This window comes from Rathayibacter sp. CAU 1779 (genome assembly GCF_054551755.1).
Window position 1 is genome coordinate 525,437 of sequence record NZ_JBTOLK010000002.1, and the last position, 23,401, is coordinate 548,837.

Here is a 23,401-nt window from a genome sequence, read left to right on the forward strand (position 1 = left end):
GGCATCTCCGCGCTTGACGGCACCGTACGGCGGCCGCATGGCCGAGCACATCACCCCACAGGGTTGTCCCGACCCCTACCGGCGTACGGGGTCCGAGTGGTCTGCCCCTCAGCCGCGCAACGACCAGGCGGGACGTTTCACCAGCACGTGGCCCCTGCGCAGCGTCAACCTCGTCCAGGGGCCCGTCTCGAAGACGCTGACCCGTTCGTCGCGATCCACGAGGAAGCCGAGCGAGTGGGCGGCGAATGCGGCTCCCGCGGCGACGTATTCCAGCGACGGAATGGGCCTGCCCCACACCTCGCCGCGCACGCGCTGCACGATCTGCTCGCCCGCCTGAGCCGGGATGGCCTCTGCGACGTCGGCGATGCCCTCGGCAGCAGTGTCCAGCAGCACGCCTCCCGACGTCTCGCCGACCCGGCGCCATCCGCCACGCGGCGGCGTGATCCCCGTCCACGTGACGGTGCTGACCTCCAGCGGAAGCCGAATGGAAAGCGGCTCGGCCTCCCCGTTCTCGTCCGCATGCGCGGCATTCTCAGCCTGCACCAACCGGTTGAGCAGCGATCTGGTGGGCACGACGGCATCGAACGCCGCCTCGCGAGCCGTCGCGAACGTGCGCAGTCCCAGCACCGTGGGAATGTGGTCGAGGAGGCTGCGCGGATACAGGATCGCCGTGTACACCGCAAGCACGCCGGATCCGGCGATCATGCGGATCGAACCATCCTCGACCCGGCCGGCACGGCCCAGGTACACCTGGAGGTCCTTGGCGGTGAGGGCGTCGGTGAGGGAGAAGAACTGACTCATGTCCTGTCTAAACTAACGGAATGCGACAGGTCGCACGGCCGCACTGCGGCCCGGCGGTGACCGCCGAACCTCAGACGCGAGAGGCACCATGACACAACCCCTCGACGGCCTGCTCAACGCCCTCGAACTGACCGACACCGGCGCTCGCACCGACGAGGACATCTTCACCGGGCCGAGCCAGTGGATGCCGCACGGCCGCGTCTTCGGCGGGCAGGTTCTCGCCCAGTCCGTCGTCGCCGCGATGCGCACGACGCCATCGGAACGTCCGATCCACTCCATGCACGGGTATTTCCTGCGCCCAGGCGACGTGAATCAGCCGATCACGTTCTCCGTGGATCGCATCCACGACGGCCGTTCGTTCTCGACGCGCCGCACGCAGGCGTACCAGAACGGGTTGCCCATCCTGTCCATGATCGCGTCGTTCCAGGTACCGGACACCGGACTCGATCACCAGGTGGACATGCCTGCGGACATTCCGGGACCGGATGACATCCCGAGCGACTCGGAGCTGCTCGCCGACTTCGATCACCCGGTCAGCAGGCACTGGCGCGACGATCGTCCCTTCGACCTCCGACACGTGACGAGTCCCGTCTACCTGAAGGTCGAGGGCGAGCATGTCGCTCATCAGGCGGTGTGGTTCAAGGCGCTCGGTCAACTGCCAGACGACCCGAACCTGCATCGCGCGGCACTGGCCTACGCGAGTGACTACTCCATCCTCGAACCTGTGCTGCGCAGGCATGGCGTGACCTGGTCGACTCCTGGACTGAAGATCGCGAGCCTCGACCACGCCATGTGGTGGCACCGGTTCAGTCGCGTCGACGACTGGCTCCTCTACGTGCAGGAGTCTCCGAGCGCCACGAGCGGTCGAGGGCTCTCGCTCGCCCGCATCTACAGCCGGGCTGGGATGCTCGTGGCCAACGTGGCGCAGGAAGGCATGGTCCGCCTCCCCCGCGGTTAGCGACGGCATCCGTCGGGCGCGGCAGTACGTCGATCGTCAGCAACCCGTTGTACGGCCCAGCTGCTTCACCCTCGACTCAGCTTCGACCAAAGTAGTCCGGCCATCGTGGGATACGGATGCGCGTGCATCGACCCGCACGTGCGAGAGGAACGAATCGTGACGCACCAGCCCAGCACCGGATCCGCGGTCACCCGACGTGCGGCCCTCGTCGGCGGAGCGGCGCTGAGCGCCGCAACCCTCGCGGCCTGCACCGCGCAGGATGGCGGCACCAGCGCAGGCGGGAACGAGACGGTATCCGGATCCACCACCGTCAAGCTCGCCGATGTTCCGGTGGGTGGGGCGGTGTCCGCCAAGATCGGTGATCAGCCCGTGCTGGTGTCCCAGCCGAAGAAGGGATCCGTCGCGGCGTTCTCCGCGATCTGCACGCACGCCGGTTGCGTCGTCCAACCCGGCAACGGGGAACTGGACTGCCCGTGCCACGGATCACGCTTCAACCAGACGACGGGCGCGGTCATCCAGGGACCGGCGGCCAAGCCGCTCACCAAGCTGACGGCATCCGTCGACGGCGGCACCATCACCGTCAAGGCCTGACGCCCGGATCGACCCGCTGCGGGCGAGCGGCACGTCCGGTCGATCACCGGGCACGCAACGCCTGACGCGTTGTCGGCGCAGATCGAATCCGGCGGCGTCTCCTGGCGCGGAAGATCGAGAATCTTCGGGTCGTCGCCCGTCCTCCACCGGCCCCGGGACGCTCAGCGCCGATGGAACTCGATCGGTGCTTCCTCGAACGGAGCCCAAGCTGCACGCTCTCGTTCGTTGATGCGACGCGGGCGACCGGATGCCGCATCCACCAGTACGAGCGTCGTCGCGGCCCTGGCGTACAGCGTGGCGGGATCCACACCGACGGGCGACCGCACCTCGTAGCAGAGCTCCAGACTGGCGCCGCCCAGACGGCCCACCCACAACTGCACATCGATCGGCTGACGCAGGTACGGGATCGGCGCCAGGTACTCGATCTCCTGACGTGCGATGAGGCTCAGCGTGTCGGCGCCCGGACGTCCGTCCAGCACCGCCGTACTCGCGCTCAGCGCCTCGCCGGAGTCGACATCGCCCGGAACATCGGACGGCGCATCGTCACCGCTCGACCAGAGCGCGATGATGCGCGCCTCCTCGAGGAGACGCAGCATCTCGGCGTTGTTGACGTGACCGTAGGCATCCAGGTCGCTCCAGCGGAGCCGGATCGGAACGTTCAGCCTCATGACGTCACTCCCGTCTCATCGGATCAAACCTCGAGCCGATTCCATCGGCTCGGCCATCCGAGCACGCTCGCACTGCACTCACCTCGGGCGCGGGGGTTCGGAATCGAACCATCGACCCGACTCCATCGGCTCGGCAGTCCGAGCACGCTCGCACTGCTCTCACCTCAGTCGCGAGTGAGCTTGCGGTAGGCGGATCGGTGCGGCTTCGCCGCGTCGGGCCCGAGGCGCTGCACCTTGTTCTCCTCGTACGCCTCGAAGTTGCCCTCGAACCAGTACCAGTCGGCCGGGTTCTCGTCCGTTCCCTCGTATGCCAGGATGTGCGTGGCGACGCGGTCGAGGAACCACCGGTCGTGCGTGATGACCACCGCGCAACCGGGGAACTCGAGGAGCGCGTTCTCCAGGCTGGACAGCGTTTCCACGTCGAGGTCGTTGGTCGGCTCGTCGAGCAGGAGGAGGTTGCCGCCCTGCTTCAGGGTCAGCGCCAGATTCAGACGGTTCCGCTCACCACCGGAGAGCACACCGGCCTTCTTCTGCTGGTCCGGCCCCTTGAAGCCGAACGTCGACACGTAGGCGCGGCTGGGCACCTCGGTCTTGCCCACCTGGATGTAGTCGAGTCCGTCGGACACGACTTCCCAGAGGGTCTTGTTCGGATCGATGCCGCCTCGCGACTGGTCGACGTAGGAGATCTCCACCGTCTCGCCGACCTTCAGCTCTCCGCCGTCGAGCGGCTCGAGCCCGACGATCGTCTTGAACAGCGTGGTCTTGCCGACGCCGTTCGGGCCGATGACACCGACGATCCCGTTGCGGGGCAGAGTGAAGCTGAGGCCGTCGATGAGCTTGCGGTCGCCGAAGCCCTTCTGCAGGTTCTTCGCGTCGATCACGACCTGACCGAGGCGCGGCCCCGGCGGGATCTGGATCTCTTCGAAGTCGAGCTTGCGCGTGCGCTCGGCCTCGGCCGCCATCTCCTCGTATCGGGCAAGGCGCGCCTTGGACTTCGCCTGGCGACCCTTCGCGTTGCTGCGCACCCACTCGAGTTCCTCGCTGAGCCGCTTGGACAGCTTGGCGTCCTTCTTGCCCTGCACCTGAAGACGCTCGCGCTTCTTCTCGAGGTACGTCGAGTAGTTGCCCTCATACGGATACAGGTGGCCGCGATCGACCTCGGCGATCCACTCGGCGACGTGGTCGAGGAAGTACCTGTCGTGGGTCACGGCGAGAACTGCGCCGTGGTACTGCTTCAGGTGCTGTTCGAGCCAGAGCACGCTCTCCGCGTCCAGGTGGTTCGTCGGCTCATCCAGGAGCAGCAGGTCGGGCTTCTGCAGGAGGAGCCTGCACAGCGCGACGCGGCGCTTCTCTCCACCCGACAGCACTGACACGGGGGTGTCGGACGGCGGGCAGCGCAGGGCATCCATGGCCTGCTCGAGCTGCGAGTCGAGATCCCACGCGTCGGCCGCGTCGATCTGCTCCTGCAGCGTGCCCATTTCCGCCAGCAGCGCATCGAAGTCCGCCTCGGGGTCCGCCATCGCTGCAGAGATCTCGTTGAACCTGTCGACCTTGGCCTTGATCTCGCCGACGCCCTGCTGCACGTTTTCGAGTACCGTCTTCGACTCGTCGAGCTCGGGCTCCTGCATCAGGATGCCGACACTGTAGCCCGGGGTGAGCTTCGCCTCGCCGTTGGACGGCTGGTCGAGTCCCGCCATGATCTTCAGGATCGTGGACTTACCGGCACCGTTCGGGCCGACCACACCGATCTTCGCTCCCGGCAGGAACGCCATGGTGACGTCGTCGAGGATGAGCTTGTCGCCCACCGCCTTTCGGGCGCGGACCATCGAGTAGATATATTCGGCCATGCGTTCCAGTCTATGGGCGCGGGACACCGCACTTCGCCGCACGGATGCCCGGCTCAGCGCGCCGACATGGCCCTCACACAAGACGGCACGGAAGCCGGAGCGATGCCTCGGTTACTGAACCGGGACGGTGTCGCCGATCAGGCACTTCCCTGTGGAGAGCACGGGCGTGACGACGCTGTGATAGCCGCCGATGTCCTTGCCGAACTGGCCGATGAGACAGCCGCCGTTGATGAGCACGGAGAACTGCACCGATCCCGGCACGAGGTTCACCGTGGTCTTGTCCGCGGTCATCTGCATGTCCGACTTGGCGAATCCGGCGGCGGCGAGCGCGTCGACGAACTGCTGAGCGCTCGGGTTCTGGTTGCCGGCGATCGTGCGGTTGTTGACGTAATCGAAGAAGTTCAGGTTCTTCGCGGCGGAGGCCTTCGGATCCATGGTGGGCAGCACGTCGGGTACCGCCGACCGTGTGCTGGTGGAGGCAGGCGTTCCGCTCGTCGGGGACGTCGCCGGGTTCGACGGCGCCGTGCATCCGGTGAGGACGGCCACGATCGCGGCGGCGACCGTCACGCCTGTGACACCGATCCGCACGTAGCGCCGGCCCCCGCGAACGACCACGGATCGACTCCCCTTCTGCGCTCGCGTGTGTCGGCTCGACGGCGCCAGAGCAGTCTAGGGTGCGCAGTCTCCGACTTGCCTTCCAGTCGCCTGTGATCGCGGGCACCCGGGGACGCCGCATCCTGCCGGTCCCACGGTGACCGTCACCGTCGACACGGCTCGGGACGGCGGCTCCACGACCCGGATCAGAACGGCGGCTCGAGCGCCGCGAACGCGACGTCGTCCGAGTCCTCGGAGTCGACGAGGTGGTCGTCATGCTGGGCAGCGCTGGCATAGGCCTCCACCGCGGTTGCACCATCCGACGCGCGATCCGACGTGCCGCCGGCGCCTCCCGAGGCTCCGGGCAACGCCCAGCCGTCGGCATCCACGAGCGGTGCTTCGCCGGATACCTCCGTCGGCGCGGACGACGCTGATTCGGCCAGCGACAGCGACCTCTCGCCGCCCGTCTGCTGCGGCCGCGAGAACGTCGTCGTGCCGAACAGCAGGTCGTGACCGATCGACTCGGCGATCAGGTCGACAGCTGTCCCGTGCCGTCCTTCGCGCTCCCAGTCCGTCACACGGAGGCGTCCGCTGACGACCACACGGTCGCCCTTGGCGATGGACTCCGCTGCGTTCTCGGCGAGACGACGGAATGCGACGACCGTGTACCAGTTGGTCTCGCCGTTCTCCCACGCGCCGCCCTCGCGGTTGTACTTGCGCTGGGTGGATCCCAGCCGGAACGTCAATCGCGCGAGTCCGTTGCCCACGGTCGTGAGCGACGGGATCGTCCCCACGAGTCCCGTCGCGGTGATGGTGTCTGGCATGCTCGGTACCTCTTCTGCTTGATGATCGCCGCGTGAGTGCGACGAACCTGCGAACACTGTGACGAATCGGACAGCGGTGCAGCGGATGCGGTCATGGATCCGTGGATTCTTCGCGCGAAAGAGGCATGTGGAGGAGGAGTCGGTCGTGTGAACGAGCGATACGACATGTGCGGCCCGCCGCGAGCGTCGCGGCCTTTCACTACGATTCACGGCATGACTCACGTTGCCGCCGACGACCGATACGACTCGATGATCTACCGCCGCACGGGACGCAGCGGGCTCGACCTGCCCGCCGTTTCTCTGGGCTTCTGGCACAACTTCGGAGATGGACGCCCGATCGACACGCAGCGTGCGATCGTGCGCCGCGCGTTCGACCTCGGCGTCACGCACTTCGACCTTGCGAACAACTACGGACCGCCGGCCGGATCGGCCGAACGCAACGTCGGTCGCATCCTGGCCGAGGACTTCCGTCCGTACCGCGACGAGCTGATCGTGTCGACGAAGGCCGGCTACCACATGCATTCAGGCCCCTACGGCGAGTGGGGCTCGCGCAAGTACATGCTGTCGTCGCTCGACGCGTCGCTCGGCCGCCTCGGCCTCGACTACGTCGACATCTACTACTCGCACCGCCCAGACCCGAACACGCCGATCGAGGAGACGATGGGCGCGCTCGCGACAGCGGTGCGCCAGGGCAAGGCGCTCTACGTCGGCGTCTCCAACTACAGTCCCGATCAGACGCGAGCCGCCGCAGCGGCGCTGGCTGCGGAGGGCGTGCCGCTCCTCATCCATCAGCCGAGCTACTCCATGTTCAACAGGCACGTGGAGAACGGACTGCTGACGACTCTCGACGAACTGGGCATCGGCTCGATCGTGTTCTCCCCGCTGCAGCAGGGCCTGCTCACGGATCGCTACCTCACGGGATCCGTCCCGAGCGACTCGCGCGCAGCGACGAGCGTCTTCCTGCACGCGGAGAACATCACCGAGGAGTACCTCGTCAGGGCACGCGGCCTCAACGACATCGCCGCCGGGCGCGGCCAGTCGCTCGCGCAACTGGCGCTGACGTGGGTGCTGCGGCATCCGCAGGTCACCAGCGCGCTGATCGGGGCGTCGAGCGTGGCGCAGCTCGAGCAGAACATCGCCGCGGTGCACGCCGCCCCGCTCACCACGGACGAGCTCGCGGCCATCGAGGCGTTCGCGATCGACGGCACCGGCCGGGCCTGATCCGTCGGGCTGCCGGGTCGGACGACTCGACCCGGCGGTCCGACCGGCATCGCGGTGGCAGGCGCGCCCGCTCGCGTGAGTCCGGCACGCCTCCGCCGGGTTCCACCCCGAGGCGGCTACTGTCCGCAGTATGCAGTGGTGGAATGACTTCTGGGGATGGCTCACGTCGGGGGACGCGCAGCCGGTGGTTTTCGCTGCCGTCGTGCTCCTCGTCGCCATCATCGTCTCCGGACTGTTGTCGGCGTGGATCGCGCGTGGCGCCATCCGCGGTCTGCTCTCGCGTGAAGAGCGCGAGCAGAAGGCCGCAGCCGTCGCAGCCCTCGTGGATGCCGCAGTCGAGGCATCCGTCTGGAACTCGCTCACGCCGGGCGAGCAGGTGCTCTCCGACCGTTCCGTGGGGCAGGCCGACATTCTGGTGCGTTTGCTGCCCGTGAAGGGCGCGGCGGTGGCCGCCGACTGGGCGTCGCATCAGCTGGCAGACCTGAAGCGCAATTCCGCGACCTACGGCTACAGCCTGGAGCCCGCCATCGTGGAGTTCCGCGACCGCTTGGTGGAGTGGCAGAACAAGCCGCGTCGTTCGCGGCGGCTCTTCCTCGAGGACCTCGAGAGGTGGCGCTTCGACCGTTCGACGTCCGAGGAGTCCGCGTACGCGGACCAGGATGCGTGGGTCGCCCGACGCCACCACGAACGTCACGCATCCCAGACGGACGCCCGGCCGGCGCCGTCAACAGATGACGACGACACGCAGACGCAGGTGGGCTCTCCGCAGAGCGCTGCGGACGGATCGACGGACCAGGCGGACGAACCCGGCTACACGGATGACACCGCCGTGCTCGACGACTACACCGCTGTCGGCTCGTACGCACAGCGCACGTCGACGGGTCTGCAGGGAGACTGATCGCCCGACCGCGATCGAGGACGAGGGGGCCGACGCCGAGCGTCGGCCCCCTCGCTATGTCCGTCGGCGCCAGAGCCCGCAACATCCTACGCGCGCCACCAGGTGTCGAACGGCGTCGCCGGCACCCGGCGCTTGTGCTCGGTCGCTCGGTACTTCGCCTCGATCGCCTCGGCGATCTCGTCTGAGACGTCGAGCCCCTCGAGGTACGCGTCGATGTTCCGGTAGCTGATGCCCAGGTTGTCCTCGTCGGTCTGGCCGGGGGTGTCGTCGAGCAGGTCCGCCGTCGGCGACTTCTCGTAGAGCCGCGCCGGAGCGCCGAGGTGCTCGAGCAGCTGCCTGCCCTGGCTCTTGGTGAGCCCGGTGATCGGAGTGAGATCCACTCCCCCGTCGCCGTACTTCGTGAAGAAGCCCGTCACTGCCTCGGCCGCGTGGTCGGTGCCCACTACGAGGAGTCCGCGCTGGCCGGCGAGCGCGTATTGGGCGACCATGCGCATCCGTGCCTTGACGTTGCCCTTCGTGAAGTCGCGGATGGGCTCGTCGAGAGCATTCGCGAATTCGTCGGCGACGCCGTCCACTCCGCCCTGCACGTTGAAGGTGACGACCCGCTGGGGCTGGATGAACTCGAGGGCGAGCTGCGCATCCGCCTCGTCCGCCTGCACAGCATAGGGAAGACGGACGGCGATGAACTCCGCGTCGACACCAGACGCCAGGAGCCGTTCCGTCGCGAGCTGGCAGAGCCTGCCGGTGAGCGACGAGTCCTGGCCGCCGCTGATGCCCAGCACGAATCCGCGGGCGTGGGATGCCACGGCATAGTCCGCGAGGAAGGCGACGCGCGCCTCCACCTCGGCCGCCGGATCGATGCTCGGTTCGACATGCAGTTCGCGGATGATCTCCGCCTGAAGTTCGCGCATGAGTTGAACCCTATGCCTGGCGTGTTTCCGGTGTGCAACGCTCGGTGGCGCCCGCAGGGGCCGCGTCCGAAGCTCGCGTCTCGTCCGCCGGCAGCCTGTGGCCCTGGGGAAGACGCCCTTCACGGGTGAAGCAGGCGATCCGTCCATTCGCTGCGCAGCATCGCGTAGACGCCGGTGTCCTCCCAGTTGCCCTTGACGAGCATGTCCTGCACGAAATGCGCCTCTTCACGCATGCCGAGGCGTCGGCACACCGCAACGGACGCCGTGTTCTCCGGCGTGAGTTCCGCGATCACCCGGTGGGCCTCCACCGTCCCGAAGGCGAACCCGAGCATCGTTTCCGCCGCCTCCGTGGCATATCCGTGCCCTTGGTTGTCCGGGTGGAACACCCAGCCGATCTCGGTCGTCTGATGCTCGGTGCTGGTGACCGCGAAGTAGATCTCACCGAGCACCCGTCGACTCTCACGCTCTTCGACCGCAAGCTGGAGGAAGTCCTTCTCCTCCGCAAGACGCGTCCTGGTCGACCAGTCGGCGATCTTCTCGGCGACTTCGTCACGTGTGCGTGGTTCGTACAGAAGGTAGCGGCACACGTCGTCACGCGATTCGTGCGCATAGATCGCATCGACGTCGCGCATCGTCATCATTCGGAGAGTCAGGCGTTCGGATTGAAGAGGGCCGTCGAACTCGACATGAATCACCCTTGTACTCCATCACACGGTGAGGGTCAGACGTAGAACCCGTCGCGCAAGTTGATGCCGTGCTCGACCCACGCCTTCAGTGCTGTGAGCATCCCGGTCCAGCCTTCGCAGTTGCCGAAGGCGCTCTGAGCCCCCAGCGGCGTCGCCCGCCAGGCGGACTCGGTGATCGTGACAAGGGTGCGAGTGTCGTCGTCCACGGGTTCGAACTCGAACGTCGTCGTCGTGCGACCCTGCGGATCGACCGTCTCGTTGCCGCCCCAGGCGATCACGATGCGCCGCGGCGGGTCTGCTTCGAGCACCTCCACCGGGAACGCACCGGGAAAGTCGCTGAAGTCCCACGTCACGGTCGCGCCCGGCTCGAGCCTGCCCTGTGCTCCTCCCGTCGTGAAGTAGCGCGAGAGCTGTTCGGGATCGGCGACGGCCTCGTAGGTCTGGGCCACGGGCCTTCGAACGTATCCGGAGACCAGGAAGCGCAGTTCCTCCAGAGGTCCGTCCGTGACTTCGAGCGCGGGTCGGGCGGTGACCTGCGCGTCCGCACGATCATCCGCCGTGTCTGTGTTCTGCTCATTCTCACTCATGTGATAGTTTTACAACATGTCATCGTCGGACGGCAACCCCCTGGTCGCACCCCCGTCGAACGACGAGCACGACGACGCGGACGACGCGGTGTTCAAGGCTCTGGCGTCGCCGACGCGACGTCGGATGCTCGACGTGCTGAAGGCATCCGATCGCACAACCGGAGAGCTGTGCGCCGCCTTTCCGGAACTCGACCGCACCACTGTGCTGCAGCATTTGCGAGTGCTCGAGCGCGCCGAACTCGTGACGGGACGGAAGGTGGGCCGCGAACGCCGTCTCGCACTCGCTCCCCTGCCGATCAAGCGACTGCACGACCGGTGGATCGGCGAGTATGCCCGAGCGGCGGTCGAGCTCCTCGATCGACTCGAACCGAACCGCTGACGGATGCCACGACCACCTCGTCGAGGACGCACACCCCGGCGTGCGCGCGTCTCTACGCGTGAGACGTCCGCCGATCGGGTGCGACCTTCACGAAGACGAGTCGCACGCCGAGCCGGACATCCTCTGGCACCATCTTCAGCACGTTCCACCTCACCCCGAACTCACTCCGGTGCAGCACGGCCTCGCCCTCCAGCCGGAAGAGACCGCCCGCGGTCAGCTCGCCCGTGGCGGTCATGGACGCGTCCCGCGTCACGCCGAGTGCGGTGAGGCGGCCCCTGACCTCCGCGCTCGAACCGTGCACGATGAGACCGTCGAGCTCGAAGCCGGCGCTCGGGTATTTCTTCACCGCCAGAAGTCCTGAGGTCCGCAGGTGCATGGTCATCGTCGGGATGCGCGTCGACAGCGATGTGGTGTCGACGGTGATCCGGGCGGATACGCGACCCTTCGGCCCGACGACGACTCGCCCGGCGAGGTTCGTGAATCCGCCGTGCGCCGGCATCCATCCGCCAAGGACCGCCGATGTGAACTCCACAGTCGACTCTGCTGCGTCGAGAGACCATTCCCCCACGACGTCAGGAGTGAGAGCCTCCGGCGGCAGAATGGCGGATGATGGGCTCGCCTGCTGCTGAACGGCCTGATGACGTTCGCCCGAGCCCTCTGTCATCGGCTCTGTCGGTAGCGTGTCTCGCGTGCTCATGGCATCGTCTCCTGTCACATCATCCGGATTCCGGGTGTCATTCCCTACGACACGGCTCGACGAAGGAATGTGACCGATGACCGACAAGGAATGGCTCGCCGAGGGATTCGAGCGCAACCGCCCGCGACTACGCGCTGTCGCCTACCGCGTGCTGGGCTCGACGGCGGATGCCGACGACGCGCTCCAGGAAGCCTGGCTGCGGCTGAGCAAGGCCGACGCGGACGGCGTGGACAACCTCTCCGCCTGGCTCACCACGATCGTCGCCCGGGTCAGCCTCAACCTGCTGCGCGCCCGACGGACGCGGCGGGAGTACCCGCTCGAGGACGGCGTGCCCGATCCGGTGGTGTCCTCGCTCGGCGGGGTGTCGCAGGGCCACGCCTCGCCTGAGGACGAGGCCGTGCTCGCCGACTCGGTCGGACTGGCGCTTCAGCTCGTGCTCGACACGCTCGCGCCTGCAGAGCGCCTCGCATTCGTGCTGCATGACATGTTCGAGGTACCGTTCGACGACATCGCCACGATGCTGGACCGCACGCCCGCGGCGACGCGGCAACTGGCGAGCCGGGCCAGGCAGCGCATCCGGGGTGCGGACCGCTCGTCGCTCGCGAGCAACCTGAGTCGCCAGCGCGAGGTCGTCGACGCCTTCTTCGCCGCTTCCCGCGCCGGACGCTTCGACGATCTGCTCGACGTCCTTTCCCCCGACGTCGTACTGCGGTCCGATGGCGGACGTGCCTTCCCCGAGGCGACCGTACGCCGAAGCGGGCCCGAGCAGGTCGCAGCACACGCCCGCCAGTTCCATCGTTCGGATGCCGAGCTCGTTCCCGCGCTGATCAACGGTGCCGTCGGCATGGTCGTGTCGCTCGGTGGCCAGGCCGCCGCCGTGATGGCGATCACCTTCTCCGGCGACACCATCGCCCGGATCGACATCCTGGCCGATCCGGATCGCGTCGCACGGCTCGGTCTGGACCGGATACTGGGCTGACACATCGTCTGTGTTCCGCCGGCGGCGCGTCCTCGAAGCCGAGCGATTGCTGCACGCCCGGATCCGGACGATCATGAACGGACGACCTGCAACCGCCGTAGCGCGTGCCCATCGTCGTGCTCCCGAGCCCCGGGCGCGTTCCTTCGAGAAAGGACTGGGATGAACTCCGCCGACATCGCCGTGGAACGCTTCGTCACCGCCGTGGACACCGAGAAGATCGGCGTGTACGGGGTGCACATCCGAATCGGCGATCACATCGCCTCGCACCGCTGGCGCAGCGACGATCGGGAGAACCTCTACTCGGTCTCGAAGGGCGTGTGCGCGCTGGCCACGGGCATGGCCGTCGACGCAGGTCTCGTCTCGCTGGACCTGCGCGTACCAGACGCGCTCCCCGAGCTTCAGCTCGGTGACGGCGTGGAGCACGTGACTCTGCGGCACCTGCTCACGATGTCGAGCGGAATCGACTTCCTCTGGTTCGGGCACGAGCCCGTCCCCTGGCCCGACCTCGCAGCCGAGATGCTCTCGCGCCCCACGCCAGGCAGGCGGTTCCAGTACTCCGACGTGAGCACGTACGTGGCCATGCGGATGCTCGCGACGGTCGTCGGGGACGTCCGCGACTGGCTCCTTCCCCGCCTCTTCGATCCGCTGGGGATCGACAACCCGCAGTGGCACCGATGCCCGCTCGGATACATCATCGGAGGCACAGGACTCGAGCTGCGCACCGACGAACTGGCTCGCATCGGAGACGTGCTGCTGGATCATGGCAGCTGGAAGGGACGCTCGCTTGTCTCTCCCGAATGGGTGGGTGCGATGCACGCGTCCTGGGTCGAGACCGGCCGTCCGGCGCCGATGGACCGCTACGGGATCGCCACGTGGGCCGGGCCAGGCGACGCATGGCGTCTCGAGGGACGCTACGGCCAGTTCGTCGTCGTGCACGGTGACGCCGTCGTCACCATCACCGGACACGAGGAGTCGCTCGAGGACCGACTGTCGGAGCTCGCGGTGGAGGTCACGGACTGATCCGTCCGTCGCGAAGCGCGATCCCGGCGATGCCGCGCGCAACCTTGTGACCCGTGTTGTGTGGCGCATATGGTGAGATCCGAAGACGCGGGGGGCTGCCATGGCGGGTACCGATCGGCCTGTAGACGGGAAGCCCGCGAGCGGTGAACCCGGGCCGCCGCCCTCCAAACGGAAGGTGCGCCCGCCATCGCTGGCCGACGCGATCATTCCTCTCGTCACGCTTGCGGTCTTGATCGCCGGCGGGCTGGCCCTGTTCGGGCTGGATGCCCTGGACGGCCCGATCCAGGTGGCCCTGATCCTCAGCGCGATGGTGGCCTCGCTCATCGCCCTGAAGAACGGACACTCCTGGCACAGAGTGGAGCACGCCGGCCAGACCGCGCTGTCGTCGCTGACGAGCGCGATCTTCATCCTTCTCTCGGTCGGTGCGCTGATCGGCACCTGGAACCTGTCGGGCACGATTCCCACCCTCGTGTACTACGGCATCCAAGTTCTCGCGCCATCCTGGTACTACGCTGCAACCGCTCTGATCTGCGGGGTCATCGCGCTCTCCATCGGAAGCTCATGGACCACGGCAGCCACCATCGGTGTCGGTCTGGTCGGTATCGCAGGGATGCTCGGGGTCTCCCCCGCAATCACAGCAGGGGCGGTCATCTCCGGCGCGTACCTGGGAGACAAGCTCTCGCCGTTGTCCGAGACGTCCATCCTGAGTGCTCAGCTCGTCGGCGTGGACATCTACCGGCACATCCGCAAACAGGCGTGGACCTCGGTGCCGGCGTTCCTCATCGCCTTCGTCGCTTTCCTCATCATCGGCCTGAGCGCGTCGGCTTCGGTTCACCCACCGTTGTCGGAAGAGGTCGAGTTGCACAGCTTGAGCTCCGTCTTCTGGATCAACCCGCTGAACCTCTTGCCGCTGGTGTTCCTCATCGTGCTCTCGGTGCGCAAGGTGCCCGCTCAGCTCACGCTGATGGCATCCGCCGTGTTCGCAGGCATTCTGGGAGCCTTCACTCAGCCGGCGGTGATGCACGATTTCGCCGCGGGATCAGCCGCCAACCCGATTCTCGGCTCGATCAAAGGCATCTGGCTCGCCATGGCCAACGGCTTCACGATCGACACGCCGTTCCACGAGATCAACCGACTTCTCAGTCGCGGCGGCATGGACAGCATGCTGCTCACGATCCTGCTCATCATCGGCGCGGTCACCTTCGGCGCGATCCTCGAAGAGTTCGGTCTCATCTCGCGTCTCCTCGATCCCGTGATCGCTGCCGCCAAGTCCCGAGGAGCTCTCTATGTGACCGTGTTCGGGACGGCGTTCGGCCTCAACATCGTTGCCGGCGATCAGTACATCGCGCTGGTACTGCCTGCTCGGATCTACCGGGTGGAGTTCGAGAAGCGCGGGCTGGCTCCGACGAACCTCTCCCGGCTCGTCGCGGACAGCGGGACGGTGACGTCGGCGCTTGTGCCGTGGAACTCGTGCGGCGCCTTCATGAGCGCCGTCCTGGGCGTGGCAACGCCCGTGTACCTGCCGTTCGCGATCTTCAACTACGCGAGCCCGATCCTGAGCGTGCTGTACGGCATCACCGGGTTCAAGGTCGAGAAGCTGCCGCAGCCGTCGACGACGTCGGCGCAGGAATGAAGTGGGCGAGGAAGCTCCCGAGATCCGGTGCCCCCGGCAGGAATCCTTGTGTGCCCCCGGCAGGAATCGAACCTGCGACCAAGAGATTAGAAGGCTCCTGCTCTATCCGCTGAGCTACGGGGGCGTGCGCCGTCTTGGTGAGACGCGCTGGGCGGATTCCAGGCTACCGTAGGCGGGCACTCGGTCCGGCGTCTGTCGTTCAGCCGCGGTATGACGACGTGCGGCGGTCCTGTCAGGCGTGACATCCGTCGCAGCCGGACGCGGTTTCACCGTGTCGCGGAGGTGTCGATCTGCACCGGATACCCCGCACGCAGCACCGCGAGCGTTGCGGGAGGGGTGACGGTCGCGGCTGTTCCGCGCCCCGGACGTTTCGACCGCCCCGCGTATCCAGCGGGGGTCCATTCGACGAGGGCGTCGCCGAGCACGAGGCGCGGTGTGCCGTCGTCGAGCACGAACGCGCCGTCGGGGAGATCCGTCCAGGGTGTCTCGTGGATCCGACGACGATGGGACCGCGGATGCAGACGCTCGGCGTGCAGGCGATCGTTGACGTCCGCCGCGGACGGCCGCGGGCCGCCAAGCGACTCGTGCCAGGCATCCACATAGTCGACGTAGGCGCCGTGCCTGCACTCTGCGCACGGCCGGTGCCCTGCCGCGAAGGCGACGGCCTCGTCGTGGAAGAAGAGGAACGTGTAGTGGTGGGGCTGCCACTGCTTCTGCCAGCGTCCACGGAACTCGAGGGCGCACACGATCCACAGCTTGCCGCTGTGGAAGCGCACGATCTCGTGGCCCTCGTGGACCCGCCCTTTGTTGCCCGTCCAGGCACCTCGCAACGGGGTGGCGATGATGTCGCCCATCGGGGTCACACGATTGCGCTCAGCCACTTTCCCCTCCCCTGTCGCCGATGCGTGGAACAGATCCGGATGCCGCTGCCGACGTCATCCGCAGAGCACTAGCAGCGCTCAGACCGCCTTCGCCGCGGCGACGAGCACCTGTGCGAGTGTCGGGACCCCGACCGCACGGAACACCTCGTCGCCCTTCGAGTCCAGCACGACGACGGTCGGTGTCGCTCGGATTCCCGCGGCCCGCGCGCGTTCCTCGAAACGCACGACGTCGAACTCGGTGACCGTGGCATCCGGAACCAGCCGCTCCGCCTCCGCGAGCACGCCGCGTGTCTGCATGCACGGCTCGCAGAACGCCGACGTGAACAGCTGCAACTCCACAGTCGGAGTCTACGGGCGAGCCCGGCGATTCGGGCCTGGCCCGGCATCGGAGGCTGCGCACTCGGCACTGCGACTCGCGGCCGATCGCCGCCTGCATCGGAGCGGCACGGTCAGGGGCCGTCGATAGACTTCAGCCCATGCCAGCTGCGAACGACGCCCTCGTGTGGATCGACTGCGAGATGACCGGACTCGACCTCGAGGTCGACGAACTGGTCGAGATCGCCGTGGTGGTCACCGACTTCGACCTCGTGCCCTTGGATCCGGGCATCGACATCATCATCAAGCCGGACCAGAGCGCCCTCGACAACATGGGCGACTTCGTACGCCAGATGCACACCACGAGCGGGCTGATCGAGGAGATCCCGAACGGCAAGAGCCTCGCCGAGGCGGAGTACGAGGTGATGGAGTACATCCTGCAGTTCGTGCCGAATGAGCAGAAGGCTCCGCTGGCCGGCAACACGATCGGCACCGACCGCATGTTCCTCGCCAAGTACATGCCGCGGCTCGATGCGCACCTGCACTACCGCAATGTCGACGTGTCGTCGATCAAGGAGCTCTCCCGCCGGTGGTTCCCGCGCGTGTACTTCAACGCGCCGGAGAAGAACGGCGGACACCGGGCGCTCGCGGACATCCGCGAGTCCATTCGAGAGCTCGACTACTACCGCCGCGCAGTGTTCACCGCGGAGCCAGGGCCGACTTCGGAGACCTGCCAGAAGATCGCTGCGGAGGTCGTCGAGCGGTGGGAACCGCGCATGTCCATTGAAGCCTCCGGCATGTAATAGAATCGTCTGGTTGCCCGGCGACGGGCGGCATGGTGGGTATAGCTCAGCTGGTAGAGCGCCTGGTTGTGGTCCAGGAGGTCGCGGGTTCAAGCCCCGTTACTCACCCCAAGGAGAGCCGAGCACGGTCTCGTTTGCTCCAGTGCAGAGGTCGACGCGGGAATGGTGCGCACGACGCTGATCGCCGTGGAAATCGGTCAGATCAGCATTTTCGTCAGGTGCACGATCGCGCCACCGTTGACGGCCTCTTCGCGTTCGCGCACGTAGCCGATCCGTTCGTACAGCGCGATGTTGCTCGTCATCTTCGCGTTCGTGTAGAGACGGATGCTGCCGCATCCGGCCTCGCGCGCCAGCTCTTCCGCGTGTGCGAGCAGTCGCCGCCCGAGTCCCTCGCCGTGCCGTCGCGGCGCCACGGCGACGTTGACCACCAGGAGCCCCTCGGCGTCGATGCTCGTCTCGATCAGGCCGAGGAGCTCGCCGCCTTCGCGGAGAACGTCGATCCGATGCTCGACCACCGCACGCGAGTAGTCGACGGTCATGGGCAGCGGTCGATATCCCAGTTCCGGCACCCACTTCGCATACGCCTCGCCTACCAAGCGCGTGATCGCCTCGGCATCGCCTAGGCCCGCCCGGTGCAGGGTGACACAGCTTCCGCTATCCGTCGGTCGATCGGTCATCGTCCCACCGTTCCACGGCCGAGCGGTCGTGTCGAGCCTTCGTCGCTTCCGTCGGATTTCGGTAAGCGTGAGTGGATGGCAGTGGCTCACACGCATCGGTTGCGAGCGCTTTCGCAAGAACTCGACAGATCACAGACATTTCATAAGAACCCCTTGTGTCGACGGTTCGCACGGACGTACTGTCGCCTCGCTCACGGCGGGTGCGCAGCGTTGCGCCGTCCAGGTCGCCGGGTGCACGCACACCTGACGAGAGGAAGTCGACGATGACCGAAACCCCGCACCAACGCGCCTCGGCGCGCTCTGTCAGCCGGGTCGATCCGCCACGCACTGCCAGACGGATCCGTCTCGCAGCGACGCTTGCCGCAACCGTGACCCTGACGGCGGGTCTGGTCACGGGAGTGGGGGCGCCCGCCTTCGCGGCGCACGGTGCCCCATCCCCTGCGCCGACTCGCGCCGCGCTCGACCCCAGCCTGGTCTCGGGGCGGGGAGCGGACCTGGGCTTCGTCGAGCAGGAAGCCGAGAAGGCTGTGACGAACGGCACGGTGATCGGGCCGTCGACCGACGCATACACGCTGCCGGCGGAAGCATCCGGACGCTCCGCGGTCTCGTTGAAACCCGGCCAGTACGTGCAGTTCACGCTGCCGGCGGCGACCAACGCCATCACCGTGCGGTACAGCATCCCGGATGCGCCGAGCGGAGGCGGCATCACCGCTCCGCTCACGGTGAGCTCGACAGGTCTCAGCAAGACGATGACGCTCACCTCGCAGTATTCGTGGCTGTACAACGCGTATCCGTTCTCGAACGATCCGACGCTGACCACGTCGATCGAACCGGACTGGTGGACCGTGGAGTGCAACTGCGCACCCGGCACGACCACCACGTTCCCTGCCCCCTTCCGGCCCAACCACTTCTACGACGAACAGCGGATGCTGCTGGACCGCACCCTGCCCGCCGGCACCACCCTGCGGCTCACCGCGCCTGCCTCGTCGAACGCCTCCACGACCGTGATCGACCTGCTCGACACCCAGAAGGTCGCGCTCCCCAAGGTGGACCTCGTCGCGGCGAACGTGCTTGCGTTCGGCGCGGATCCGTTCGGCAAGCGCGACTCGGCCGACGCGTTCGACAAAGCGATCGCGTTCGCGAAGAAGACCCACCTGAAGGTCTACGTGCCGCCGGGGACCTACCAGGTGAACCGGCACATCCTCGTCGACAACGTCACGATCGAGGGCGCGGGCAGCTGGTACACGATCATCAAGGGTCACCAGGTGACGTTGTCGACACCGGCCGCCGACGGGTCTGTGCACACCGGCGTCGGCTTCTACGGCAAGGACGCCACGGCCGGAGGCAGCCACAACGTGCACCTGTCCGGATTCGCGATCGAGGGCGACGTTCGCGAGCGGATCGACACCGACCAGGTGAACGGCATCGGCGGAGCGTTCAACGACTCCACGTTCGACGGCCTCTACATCCAGCACACCAAGGTGGGCATCTGGCTCGACGGTCCGATGAACGACGTGTCCATCACCAACTCGCAGATCGTCGACCAGATCGCGGACGGCGTCAACTTCCACGGCGGCGTCACGAACTCGGTGGTGCGCAACAACGTCATCCGCAACACCGGTGATGACGCCCTCGCGATGTGGTCGGACAAGGTGGAGGACGCTCACGACACGTTCGACCACAACACAGTGCAGACGCCCGTGCTCGCCAACGGCATCGCACTCTACGGCGGCACCGACAACACGGTGTCGAACAACCTGGTGGCGGACCCGATCCGTGAGGGCAGCGGCATCCAGGTCGGCTCGCGATTCGGTGCAGAGGCGTTCACCGGACACCTCTGGATCACGAACAACACCACCGTGCGGGCCGGCACGTTCGAACTGAACTGGCAGATCGGCCTCGGCGCCATCTGGTTCTACGCCCTGGAGAGGAACATCGACGCCGACATCGAGGTGACCGGGGATGCGTTCCTCGACAACACGTACAACGCGATCATGCTGGTGACCGATTTCCCGGTGAAGGATCAGTACTCGATCACGAACGTGCACTTCTCGAACATCACGGTGGACGGCACGGGAACCTCGGTGCTGAGCGCCAGGTCGGCGGGGTCTGCGTCGTTCCAGAACGTTCAGGCGCGGAACGTGGGCGCCGTCGGCATCAACAACTGCGGGGCGTTCGACTTCACGCCAGCAGGCAGCGAGTTCGCGGTGCAGGATCTTGGCGGCAACACGTCGAGCGGAGTCAACACCACCGGCGACTGGATGGCGTCGTGGGAACTCCCGAACACGATCACCTGCGACGACCGTCCGGCGGTGGTGCCGCCGCCGGCGCCTTCGGCGTGGTGAAGCCCTAGCGGAAAGTCAGAGGTGGGCCGGTCGCGTGCTCGCGATCGGCCCACCGGAACGGTCAGGGCGCGCAGGCGACTTGAACACCCCGTGGATCAGGCTGCTGTGGTCCGCAGACGCGCGGCGTCGGCGTCCCAGGCGAGCATCAGGCCGGCGAGAGCGACGAGGTCATGAAGAGTCTCGAGTTGCCCGTGGTCCAACTGCCTGGGCTCCGCGCCCGAGACGCAGAGCGCGCCGATCACCCTGCCGCCGCGTGATCTGACAGGAAGTCCGATGCAGAACGGCGGGACAGCGTCGTCCTCTGCCGACACCCACGCTCCCGAACGCGGATCTGCGGACCCATCCTCGACCAGTACCGGCTCGCCGCCGGAGGAGACCGCACGACAGAGCCAGTCAAGGTCGCCGGATGCCTCTCCCGTGCGCGACACGACCCGAACCGCCTCTCCTTGGACGAGTCCCAGCACCGACGATTCGGCGTGGCACGTACGCGCGGCGATCGCTGTGATCCTGTCGAACGATCCGGTCAGGGAGAGCTCGGGGACCGTGCCGGCAGGAACCGCACGGTGACGGCTGCTCTCGGTGAGCATCAGCTGGCGAAGGGCGGCGACAAGCTCGCGGCCGGTCGGACGTTCCCGGGGGTCTCGCGCGGTCATCGCCGCCAGGAGCATCCGCCACTGCTCGGGCAGCTCCTTGGGGATGGCCGGATCGGTCGACAACCGTGCGATCGCCGACTGCACGGGGCCGCCGGGGAACGCGAGCGCGCGCGTGTGGCACTCCAAGAGCACGAGACCCAGCGAATACACGTCGCTCGCGCCGCTGAGGTCGTCCCCCCGCGCCTGCTCCGGGCTCAGATAGGCCGCCGTGCCGGTGGTGACGCCGTCGACCGTCGCCCGCGCCATGCCCGGGGTGAGTGCGATGCCGAAGTCGGTCAGCTGCGCCCTGGCGCGTCCGCCGTTCTCGCCGTCGGCGACGATGAGCACGTTGCCCGGCTTGAGGTCCCGGTGGATGACGCCGTGCCCGTGCACGTATTCGAGCGCTTCGGCGAGGTCGTATCCGACCTCGGCGATGTGCCTCGGCGAGATGGTGCCGTGGTCGATCCACGTGCGAAGATCGCTGCCCTCGACACGTTCCAGCACGAGGTAACGGTGCTGGGCGCCCTGTGGATCCGGCGCGATCCCGGCATCGATCAGCGTCACGACGCCGTGGTGGCTCAACCCGGCGAGCACATCGATCTCGCCCTGTTGACGAGCGGAGTCCTCGCCCGAGATCTCGTGCTTGAAGACCTTGACGGCCACCTCGCGGCCGAGGTGCTCGTCCACCGCGGCATAGACGACTGACGTGCCGCCCTCACCGAGTGTCCCGGTGATCGTGTAGCGCGACGGGGGTCGTCCTCCGACGGCGACGGCGGGAACCCCGGTGAGTCCGTCACCGGTCGGCGGCGTGGTGATGATGGGCTGCGACGTGACGGGCGCACCCGTGACGGGGCCACCGGTGCTGGGCGGCGCGACGCTCGGCGGACCGCTGTACGGCGGCGACGCCACGGCCTGTGCGAAGCCGCCTCCGATCGGAGTGGCGTTGGATGGATCAGACATCGGTCCTCGTGTCGGGCTGGTCCGGAACGGCTCCGGAGTCGGTCCGGCAGGCCCCCCACCGGTCGAACGAGTGTACCCGGCCGGCCTTTCCAGCACGAGGCCATTGATCGAATAACGCGTACCGCTTCCGCGACGCGGTCGCAATCGGTGCACCGGGGATCCGTCCCGCCGCCGCATGAGCAACCGCTCGTGGCACGCTGGTCACGTGATGAGCATGGATGCCGACGTCTTCGAGCGACTCGTCGTCGACGAGCTGGATGCGCTGCCCGACGACATGGTCGACGGGCTCGAGAACGTGGCGTTCCTGGTGGAAGATCGCCCGTCGGACGGGTCGCTCGACCTCCTCGGCGAGTACGACGGCGTCGCGCTGACGGAACGTGACAGATACGGATTCGGCGAGATGCCCGACCGCATCGTCCTCTACCGGGAGTCCCTCTTGGCCATCTGCTCCGACGAGGAAGAGCTGCGCGACGAGGTGCACATCACGCTCGTGCACGAGATTGCGCACTATTACGGCATCGACGACGAGGAGCTCCACGAGCTCGGCTGGGCGTGACCTGGAACACGCCCGGGTTGCGCTGATTCAGCGCGAGGGATCATCCTCGGGGTCGCTCTCGTACGGGTCGCTGTCCGGTGCGTCGAAGGAGTACCGAACATGCAAGGTGCCCTGCACCTCGCGGCTGTCGACCGCCTTGTACTGGAACTGCGACTCCACCCCGTCGATCGCGGCGTACGCGCTCACCGCCTTGTCGTACTCGCCCCGTACGAGGTAGCGACGCTCGGCCGTGCCTGCCAGCGGTCCGTCGACGTACTCGACGATGTACTCGGTTGCAGAATCGCTCATGCGCTAACGCTACCGCGCAGCGGGTTCCACTCCCCCGGAACGACGCGGAACCACGAGCCGGAGCCCATCCGTCGTCTCGACCCCGACGTCCGCCAGCCCGTCGGACCGGTCACGCCCGACGAGGCGCTCCCACTGCCTCTGCCAGGCGTCCCAGTGCGCGTCGAATCCGCCGGCATCCCGCGCCAGCGCCCGGCCCTTGCGCACCTGGTCGTCGGCGCTCAGCCACACGCGCAGGTCGGCGAGCCGAGCGGATGCGCGGGTCAGGCATCCGCAGCCCTCGACGATGAGCGGATGCCCCGCCTTCACCTCGTGCCACTCCGCCGGTGCAGACCCGGCCCAGTCCCACCGCTGCCAGCGGCCGTAACCTCGCGTGCGCAGCGGCGCAAGCAGGCCGGACACGAGGCTGACGGATGCGGCCTCGAGCCCGTCCCATCCGGGATAGAGGTCATCCATGCGCACCAGTTCCACTGTGTCGTCGGGCCGGGCCGCCAGCACGGCGTCGGCGAACGTGGACTTTCCGGACCCGCTCGGTCCGTCGATCAGGACGACGGGCGCGGCGGTGGCGGCGGTCGCCATCCGGACGACCAGATCCGCGCTGGCGCGGTAGCTCTGGAACAGGGATCCCGGGTCTCGACGAGGTGCAGCGACGC

General features: G+C 67.3%; 26 protein-coding genes and 2 tRNA genes. 12 read left to right on the plus strand and 16 right to left on the minus strand.

Annotated features, from left to right (window positions below; genetic code table 11):
- Positions 1–108: 108 nt before the first annotated feature.
- Positions 109–801, minus strand: a complete 693-nt coding sequence (locus ACX9R5_RS13380) for a hypothetical protein (protein WP_459409519.1) — start codon at positions 799–801, stop codon at positions 109–111.
- An 88-nt stretch (positions 802–889) separates the two neighbouring features.
- Here ACX9R5_RS13380 and ACX9R5_RS13385 point away from each other — a divergent pair, with 88 nt between their 5' ends.
- Positions 890–1,759, plus strand: coding sequence for an acyl-CoA thioesterase (locus tag ACX9R5_RS13385; protein WP_459409520.1), 870 nt, complete (start codon positions 890–892; stop codon positions 1,757–1,759).
- Between the two features lie 156 nt (positions 1,760–1,915).
- Positions 1,916–2,350 carry a QcrA and Rieske domain-containing protein gene (locus ACX9R5_RS13390; RefSeq protein WP_459409521.1) on the plus strand — a complete coding sequence of 145 codons (435 nt, stop codon included), beginning with the start codon at positions 1,916–1,918 and terminating at the stop codon, positions 2,348–2,350.
- Between the two features lie 161 nt (positions 2,351–2,511).
- On the opposite strand, the gene ACX9R5_RS13395 is transcribed toward ACX9R5_RS13390, so the two are convergent.
- The 4 genes from ACX9R5_RS13395 to ACX9R5_RS13410 form a co-directional block, all read right to left on the minus strand.
- Complete coding sequence (locus tag ACX9R5_RS13395; protein WP_459409522.1) at positions 2,512–3,018, minus strand: acyl-CoA thioesterase; 507 nt, start codon at positions 3,016–3,018, stop codon at positions 2,512–2,514.
- 164 nt (positions 3,019–3,182) lie between these two features.
- Positions 3,183–4,865: an energy-dependent translational throttle protein EttA gene (gene ettA, locus ACX9R5_RS13400; protein WP_459409523.1), complete on the minus strand. Its 1,683-nt coding sequence runs from the start codon at positions 4,863–4,865 to the stop codon at positions 3,183–3,185.
- Positions 4,866–4,976: 111 nt separating this feature from the next.
- Entirely contained in the window at positions 4,977–5,480 is a 504-nt protein-coding gene (locus ACX9R5_RS13405) for a DUF6993 domain-containing protein (protein ID WP_459409524.1), read from the minus strand.
- 185 nt (positions 5,481–5,665) lie between these two features.
- Entirely contained in the window at positions 5,666–6,283 is a 618-nt protein-coding gene (locus ACX9R5_RS13410; protein WP_459409525.1) for a single-stranded DNA-binding protein, read from the minus strand.
- A gap of 213 nt (positions 6,284–6,496) precedes the next feature.
- On the opposite strand from ACX9R5_RS13410, the gene ACX9R5_RS13415 reads away from it, so the two are divergent.
- Positions 6,497–7,504, plus strand: coding sequence for an aldo/keto reductase (locus tag ACX9R5_RS13415; protein ID WP_459409526.1), 1,008 nt, complete (start codon positions 6,497–6,499; stop codon positions 7,502–7,504).
- A gap of 130 nt (positions 7,505–7,634) precedes the next feature.
- Positions 7,635–8,402, plus strand: a complete 768-nt coding sequence (locus ACX9R5_RS13420) for a hypothetical protein (protein WP_459409527.1) — start codon at positions 7,635–7,637, stop codon at positions 8,400–8,402.
- Positions 8,403–8,488: 86 nt separating this feature from the next.
- On the opposite strand, the gene nadE is transcribed toward ACX9R5_RS13420, so the two are convergent.
- The 3 genes from nadE to ACX9R5_RS13435 form a co-directional block, all read right to left on the minus strand.
- Entirely contained in the window at positions 8,489–9,313 is an 825-nt protein-coding gene (gene nadE / locus ACX9R5_RS13425) for an ammonia-dependent NAD(+) synthetase (RefSeq protein WP_459409528.1), read from the minus strand.
- A 119-nt stretch (positions 9,314–9,432) separates the two neighbouring features.
- Positions 9,433–10,008 (minus strand): GNAT family N-acetyltransferase, encoded by a 576-nt coding sequence (locus ACX9R5_RS13430; protein WP_459409529.1) that lies wholly within the window; start codon positions 10,006–10,008, stop codon positions 9,433–9,435.
- Between the two features lie 26 nt (positions 10,009–10,034).
- Positions 10,035–10,586, minus strand: coding sequence for an SRPBCC family protein (locus ACX9R5_RS13435; protein WP_459409530.1), 552 nt, complete (start codon positions 10,584–10,586; stop codon positions 10,035–10,037).
- Between the two features lie 16 nt (positions 10,587–10,602).
- Here ACX9R5_RS13435 and ACX9R5_RS13440 point away from each other — a divergent pair, with 16 nt between their 5' ends.
- Positions 10,603–10,965: an ArsR/SmtB family transcription factor gene (locus tag ACX9R5_RS13440; RefSeq protein ID WP_459409531.1), complete on the plus strand. Its 363-nt coding sequence runs from the start codon at positions 10,603–10,605 to the stop codon at positions 10,963–10,965.
- A gap of 52 nt (positions 10,966–11,017) precedes the next feature.
- Here the strand turns inward: ACX9R5_RS13440 and ACX9R5_RS13445 are convergent, their stop codons facing one another.
- Positions 11,018–11,662, minus strand: coding sequence for a YceI family protein (locus ACX9R5_RS13445; RefSeq protein ID WP_459409532.1), 645 nt, complete (start codon positions 11,660–11,662; stop codon positions 11,018–11,020).
- Between the two features lie 76 nt (positions 11,663–11,738).
- On the opposite strand from ACX9R5_RS13445, the gene ACX9R5_RS13450 reads away from it, so the two are divergent.
- The 3 genes from ACX9R5_RS13450 (at position 11,739) to nhaC (ending at position 15,294) form a co-directional block, all read left to right on the plus strand.
- A complete protein-coding gene (locus ACX9R5_RS13450) occupies positions 11,739–12,641 on the plus strand; it encodes a sigma-70 family RNA polymerase sigma factor (RefSeq protein WP_459409533.1) in 903 nt (300 codons plus the stop codon).
- Between the two features lie 159 nt (positions 12,642–12,800).
- Positions 12,801–13,661, plus strand: coding sequence for a serine hydrolase domain-containing protein (locus tag ACX9R5_RS13455; protein WP_459409534.1), 861 nt, complete (start codon positions 12,801–12,803; stop codon positions 13,659–13,661).
- Positions 13,662–13,836: 175 nt separating this feature from the next.
- Positions 13,837–15,294, plus strand: a complete 1,458-nt coding sequence (gene nhaC / locus ACX9R5_RS13460) for a Na+/H+ antiporter NhaC (protein ID WP_459409535.1) — start codon at positions 13,837–13,839, stop codon at positions 15,292–15,294.
- Between the two features lie 51 nt (positions 15,295–15,345).
- On the opposite strand, the gene ACX9R5_RS13465 is transcribed toward nhaC, so the two are convergent.
- The 3 genes from ACX9R5_RS13465 to ACX9R5_RS13475 form a co-directional block, all read right to left on the minus strand.
- Positions 15,346–15,418: transfer RNA gene (locus ACX9R5_RS13465), tRNA-Arg, on the minus strand.
- 142 nt (positions 15,419–15,560) lie between these two features.
- A complete protein-coding gene (locus tag ACX9R5_RS13470; RefSeq protein WP_459409536.1) occupies positions 15,561–16,175 on the minus strand; it encodes a hypothetical protein in 615 nt (204 codons plus the stop codon).
- Between the two features lie 78 nt (positions 16,176–16,253).
- Positions 16,254–16,514, minus strand: coding sequence for a thioredoxin domain-containing protein (locus ACX9R5_RS13475; protein WP_459409537.1), 261 nt, complete (start codon positions 16,512–16,514; stop codon positions 16,254–16,256).
- Positions 16,515–16,651: 137 nt separating this feature from the next.
- Between ACX9R5_RS13475 and orn the strand changes: the two genes are divergently transcribed.
- Together orn and ACX9R5_RS13485 are read left to right on the plus strand one after the other, a co-directional pair.
- Positions 16,652–17,293: an oligoribonuclease gene (orn, locus tag ACX9R5_RS13480; RefSeq protein ID WP_459409538.1), complete on the plus strand. Its 642-nt coding sequence runs from the start codon at positions 16,652–16,654 to the stop codon at positions 17,291–17,293.
- Between the two features lie 35 nt (positions 17,294–17,328).
- Positions 17,329–17,404: transfer RNA gene (locus ACX9R5_RS13485), tRNA-His, on the plus strand.
- A gap of 86 nt (positions 17,405–17,490) precedes the next feature.
- Here the strand turns inward: ACX9R5_RS13485 and ACX9R5_RS13490 are convergent.
- The gene (locus ACX9R5_RS13490) at positions 17,491–17,970 is read right to left on the minus strand and encodes a GNAT family N-acetyltransferase (RefSeq protein WP_459409539.1); all 480 of its coding nucleotides are present in this window, start codon (positions 17,968–17,970) and stop codon (positions 17,491–17,493) included.
- Positions 17,971–18,233: 263 nt separating this feature from the next.
- On the opposite strand from ACX9R5_RS13490, the gene ACX9R5_RS13495 reads away from it, so the two are divergent.
- Complete coding sequence (locus ACX9R5_RS13495; RefSeq protein ID WP_459409540.1) at positions 18,234–20,315, plus strand: glycosyl hydrolase family 28-related protein; 2,082 nt, start codon at positions 18,234–18,236, stop codon at positions 20,313–20,315.
- 95 nt (positions 20,316–20,410) lie between these two features.
- On the opposite strand, the gene ACX9R5_RS13500 is transcribed toward ACX9R5_RS13495, so the two are convergent.
- Positions 20,411–21,907 carry a GAF domain-containing serine/threonine-protein kinase gene (locus tag ACX9R5_RS13500; RefSeq protein ID WP_459409541.1) on the minus strand — a complete coding sequence of 499 codons (1,497 nt, stop codon included), beginning with the start codon at positions 21,905–21,907 and terminating at the stop codon, positions 20,411–20,413.
- A 208-nt stretch (positions 21,908–22,115) separates the two neighbouring features.
- On the opposite strand from ACX9R5_RS13500, the gene ACX9R5_RS13505 reads away from it, so the two are divergent.
- The gene (locus tag ACX9R5_RS13505) at positions 22,116–22,463 is read left to right on the plus strand and encodes a metallopeptidase family protein (protein ID WP_459409688.1); all 348 of its coding nucleotides are present in this window, start codon (positions 22,116–22,118) and stop codon (positions 22,461–22,463) included.
- A gap of 27 nt (positions 22,464–22,490) precedes the next feature.
- On the opposite strand, the gene ACX9R5_RS13510 is transcribed toward ACX9R5_RS13505, so the two are convergent.
- Entirely contained in the window at positions 22,491–22,751 is a 261-nt protein-coding gene (locus ACX9R5_RS13510; protein ID WP_459409542.1) for a hypothetical protein, read from the minus strand.
- A 9-nt stretch (positions 22,752–22,760) separates the two neighbouring features.
- Positions 22,761–23,327, minus strand: coding sequence for a nucleoside/nucleotide kinase family protein (locus ACX9R5_RS13515; RefSeq protein WP_459409543.1), 567 nt, complete (start codon positions 23,325–23,327; stop codon positions 22,761–22,763).
- Between the last annotated feature and the right edge of the window lie 74 nt (positions 23,328–23,401).

Coding starts and splice junctions, on each gene's coding strand:
- ACX9R5_RS13435 (WP_459409530.1), bottom strand. CDS start 10,586: ATGAGTGAGAATGAGCAGAACACAGACACGGCGGATGATCGTGCGGAC.
- ACX9R5_RS13445 (WP_459409532.1), bottom strand. CDS start 11,662: ATGAGCACGCGAGACACGCTACCGACAGAGCCGATGACAGAGGGCTCG.
- ettA (WP_459409523.1), bottom strand. CDS start 4,865: ATGGCCGAATATATCTACTCGATGGTCCGCGCCCGAAAGGCGGTGGGC.
- ACX9R5_RS13420 (WP_459409527.1), top strand. CDS start 7,635: ATGCAGTGGTGGAATGACTTCTGGGGATGGCTCACGTCGGGGGACGCG.
- ACX9R5_RS13450 (WP_459409533.1), top strand. CDS start 11,739: ATGACCGACAAGGAATGGCTCGCCGAGGGATTCGAGCGCAACCGCCCG.
- ACX9R5_RS13415 (WP_459409526.1), top strand. CDS start 6,497: ATGACTCACGTTGCCGCCGACGACCGATACGACTCGATGATCTACCGC.
- ACX9R5_RS13440 (WP_459409531.1), top strand. CDS start 10,603: ATGTCATCGTCGGACGGCAACCCCCTGGTCGCACCCCCGTCGAACGAC.
- ACX9R5_RS13495 (WP_459409540.1), top strand. CDS start 18,234: ATGACCGAAACCCCGCACCAACGCGCCTCGGCGCGCTCTGTCAGCCGG.
- ACX9R5_RS13500 (WP_459409541.1), bottom strand. CDS start 21,907: ATGTCTGATCCATCCAACGCCACTCCGATCGGAGGCGGCTTCGCACAG.
- nadE (WP_459409528.1), bottom strand. CDS start 9,313: ATGCGCGAACTTCAGGCGGAGATCATCCGCGAACTGCATGTCGAACCG.
- ACX9R5_RS13380 (WP_459409519.1), bottom strand. CDS start 801: ATGAGTCAGTTCTTCTCCCTCACCGACGCCCTCACCGCCAAGGACCTC.
- ACX9R5_RS13395 (WP_459409522.1), bottom strand. CDS start 3,018: ATGAGGCTGAACGTTCCGATCCGGCTCCGCTGGAGCGACCTGGATGCC.
- ACX9R5_RS13410 (WP_459409525.1), bottom strand. CDS start 6,283: ATGCCAGACACCATCACCGCGACGGGACTCGTGGGGACGATCCCGTCG.
- ACX9R5_RS13490 (WP_459409539.1), bottom strand. CDS start 17,970: ATGACCGATCGACCGACGGATAGCGGAAGCTGTGTCACCCTGCACCGG.
- ACX9R5_RS13505 (WP_459409688.1), top strand. CDS start 22,116: ATGAGCATGGATGCCGACGTCTTCGAGCGACTCGTCGTCGACGAGCTG.
- ACX9R5_RS13455 (WP_459409534.1), top strand. CDS start 12,801: ATGAACTCCGCCGACATCGCCGTGGAACGCTTCGTCACCGCCGTGGAC.
- ACX9R5_RS13510 (WP_459409542.1), bottom strand. CDS start 22,751: ATGAGCGATTCTGCAACCGAGTACATCGTCGAGTACGTCGACGGACCG.
- ACX9R5_RS13515 (WP_459409543.1), bottom strand. CDS start 23,327: ATGGCGACCGCCGCCACCGCCGCGCCCGTCGTCCTGATCGACGGACCG.
- orn (WP_459409538.1), top strand. CDS start 16,652: ATGCCAGCTGCGAACGACGCCCTCGTGTGGATCGACTGCGAGATGACC.
- ACX9R5_RS13385 (WP_459409520.1), top strand. CDS start 890: ATGACACAACCCCTCGACGGCCTGCTCAACGCCCTCGAACTGACCGAC.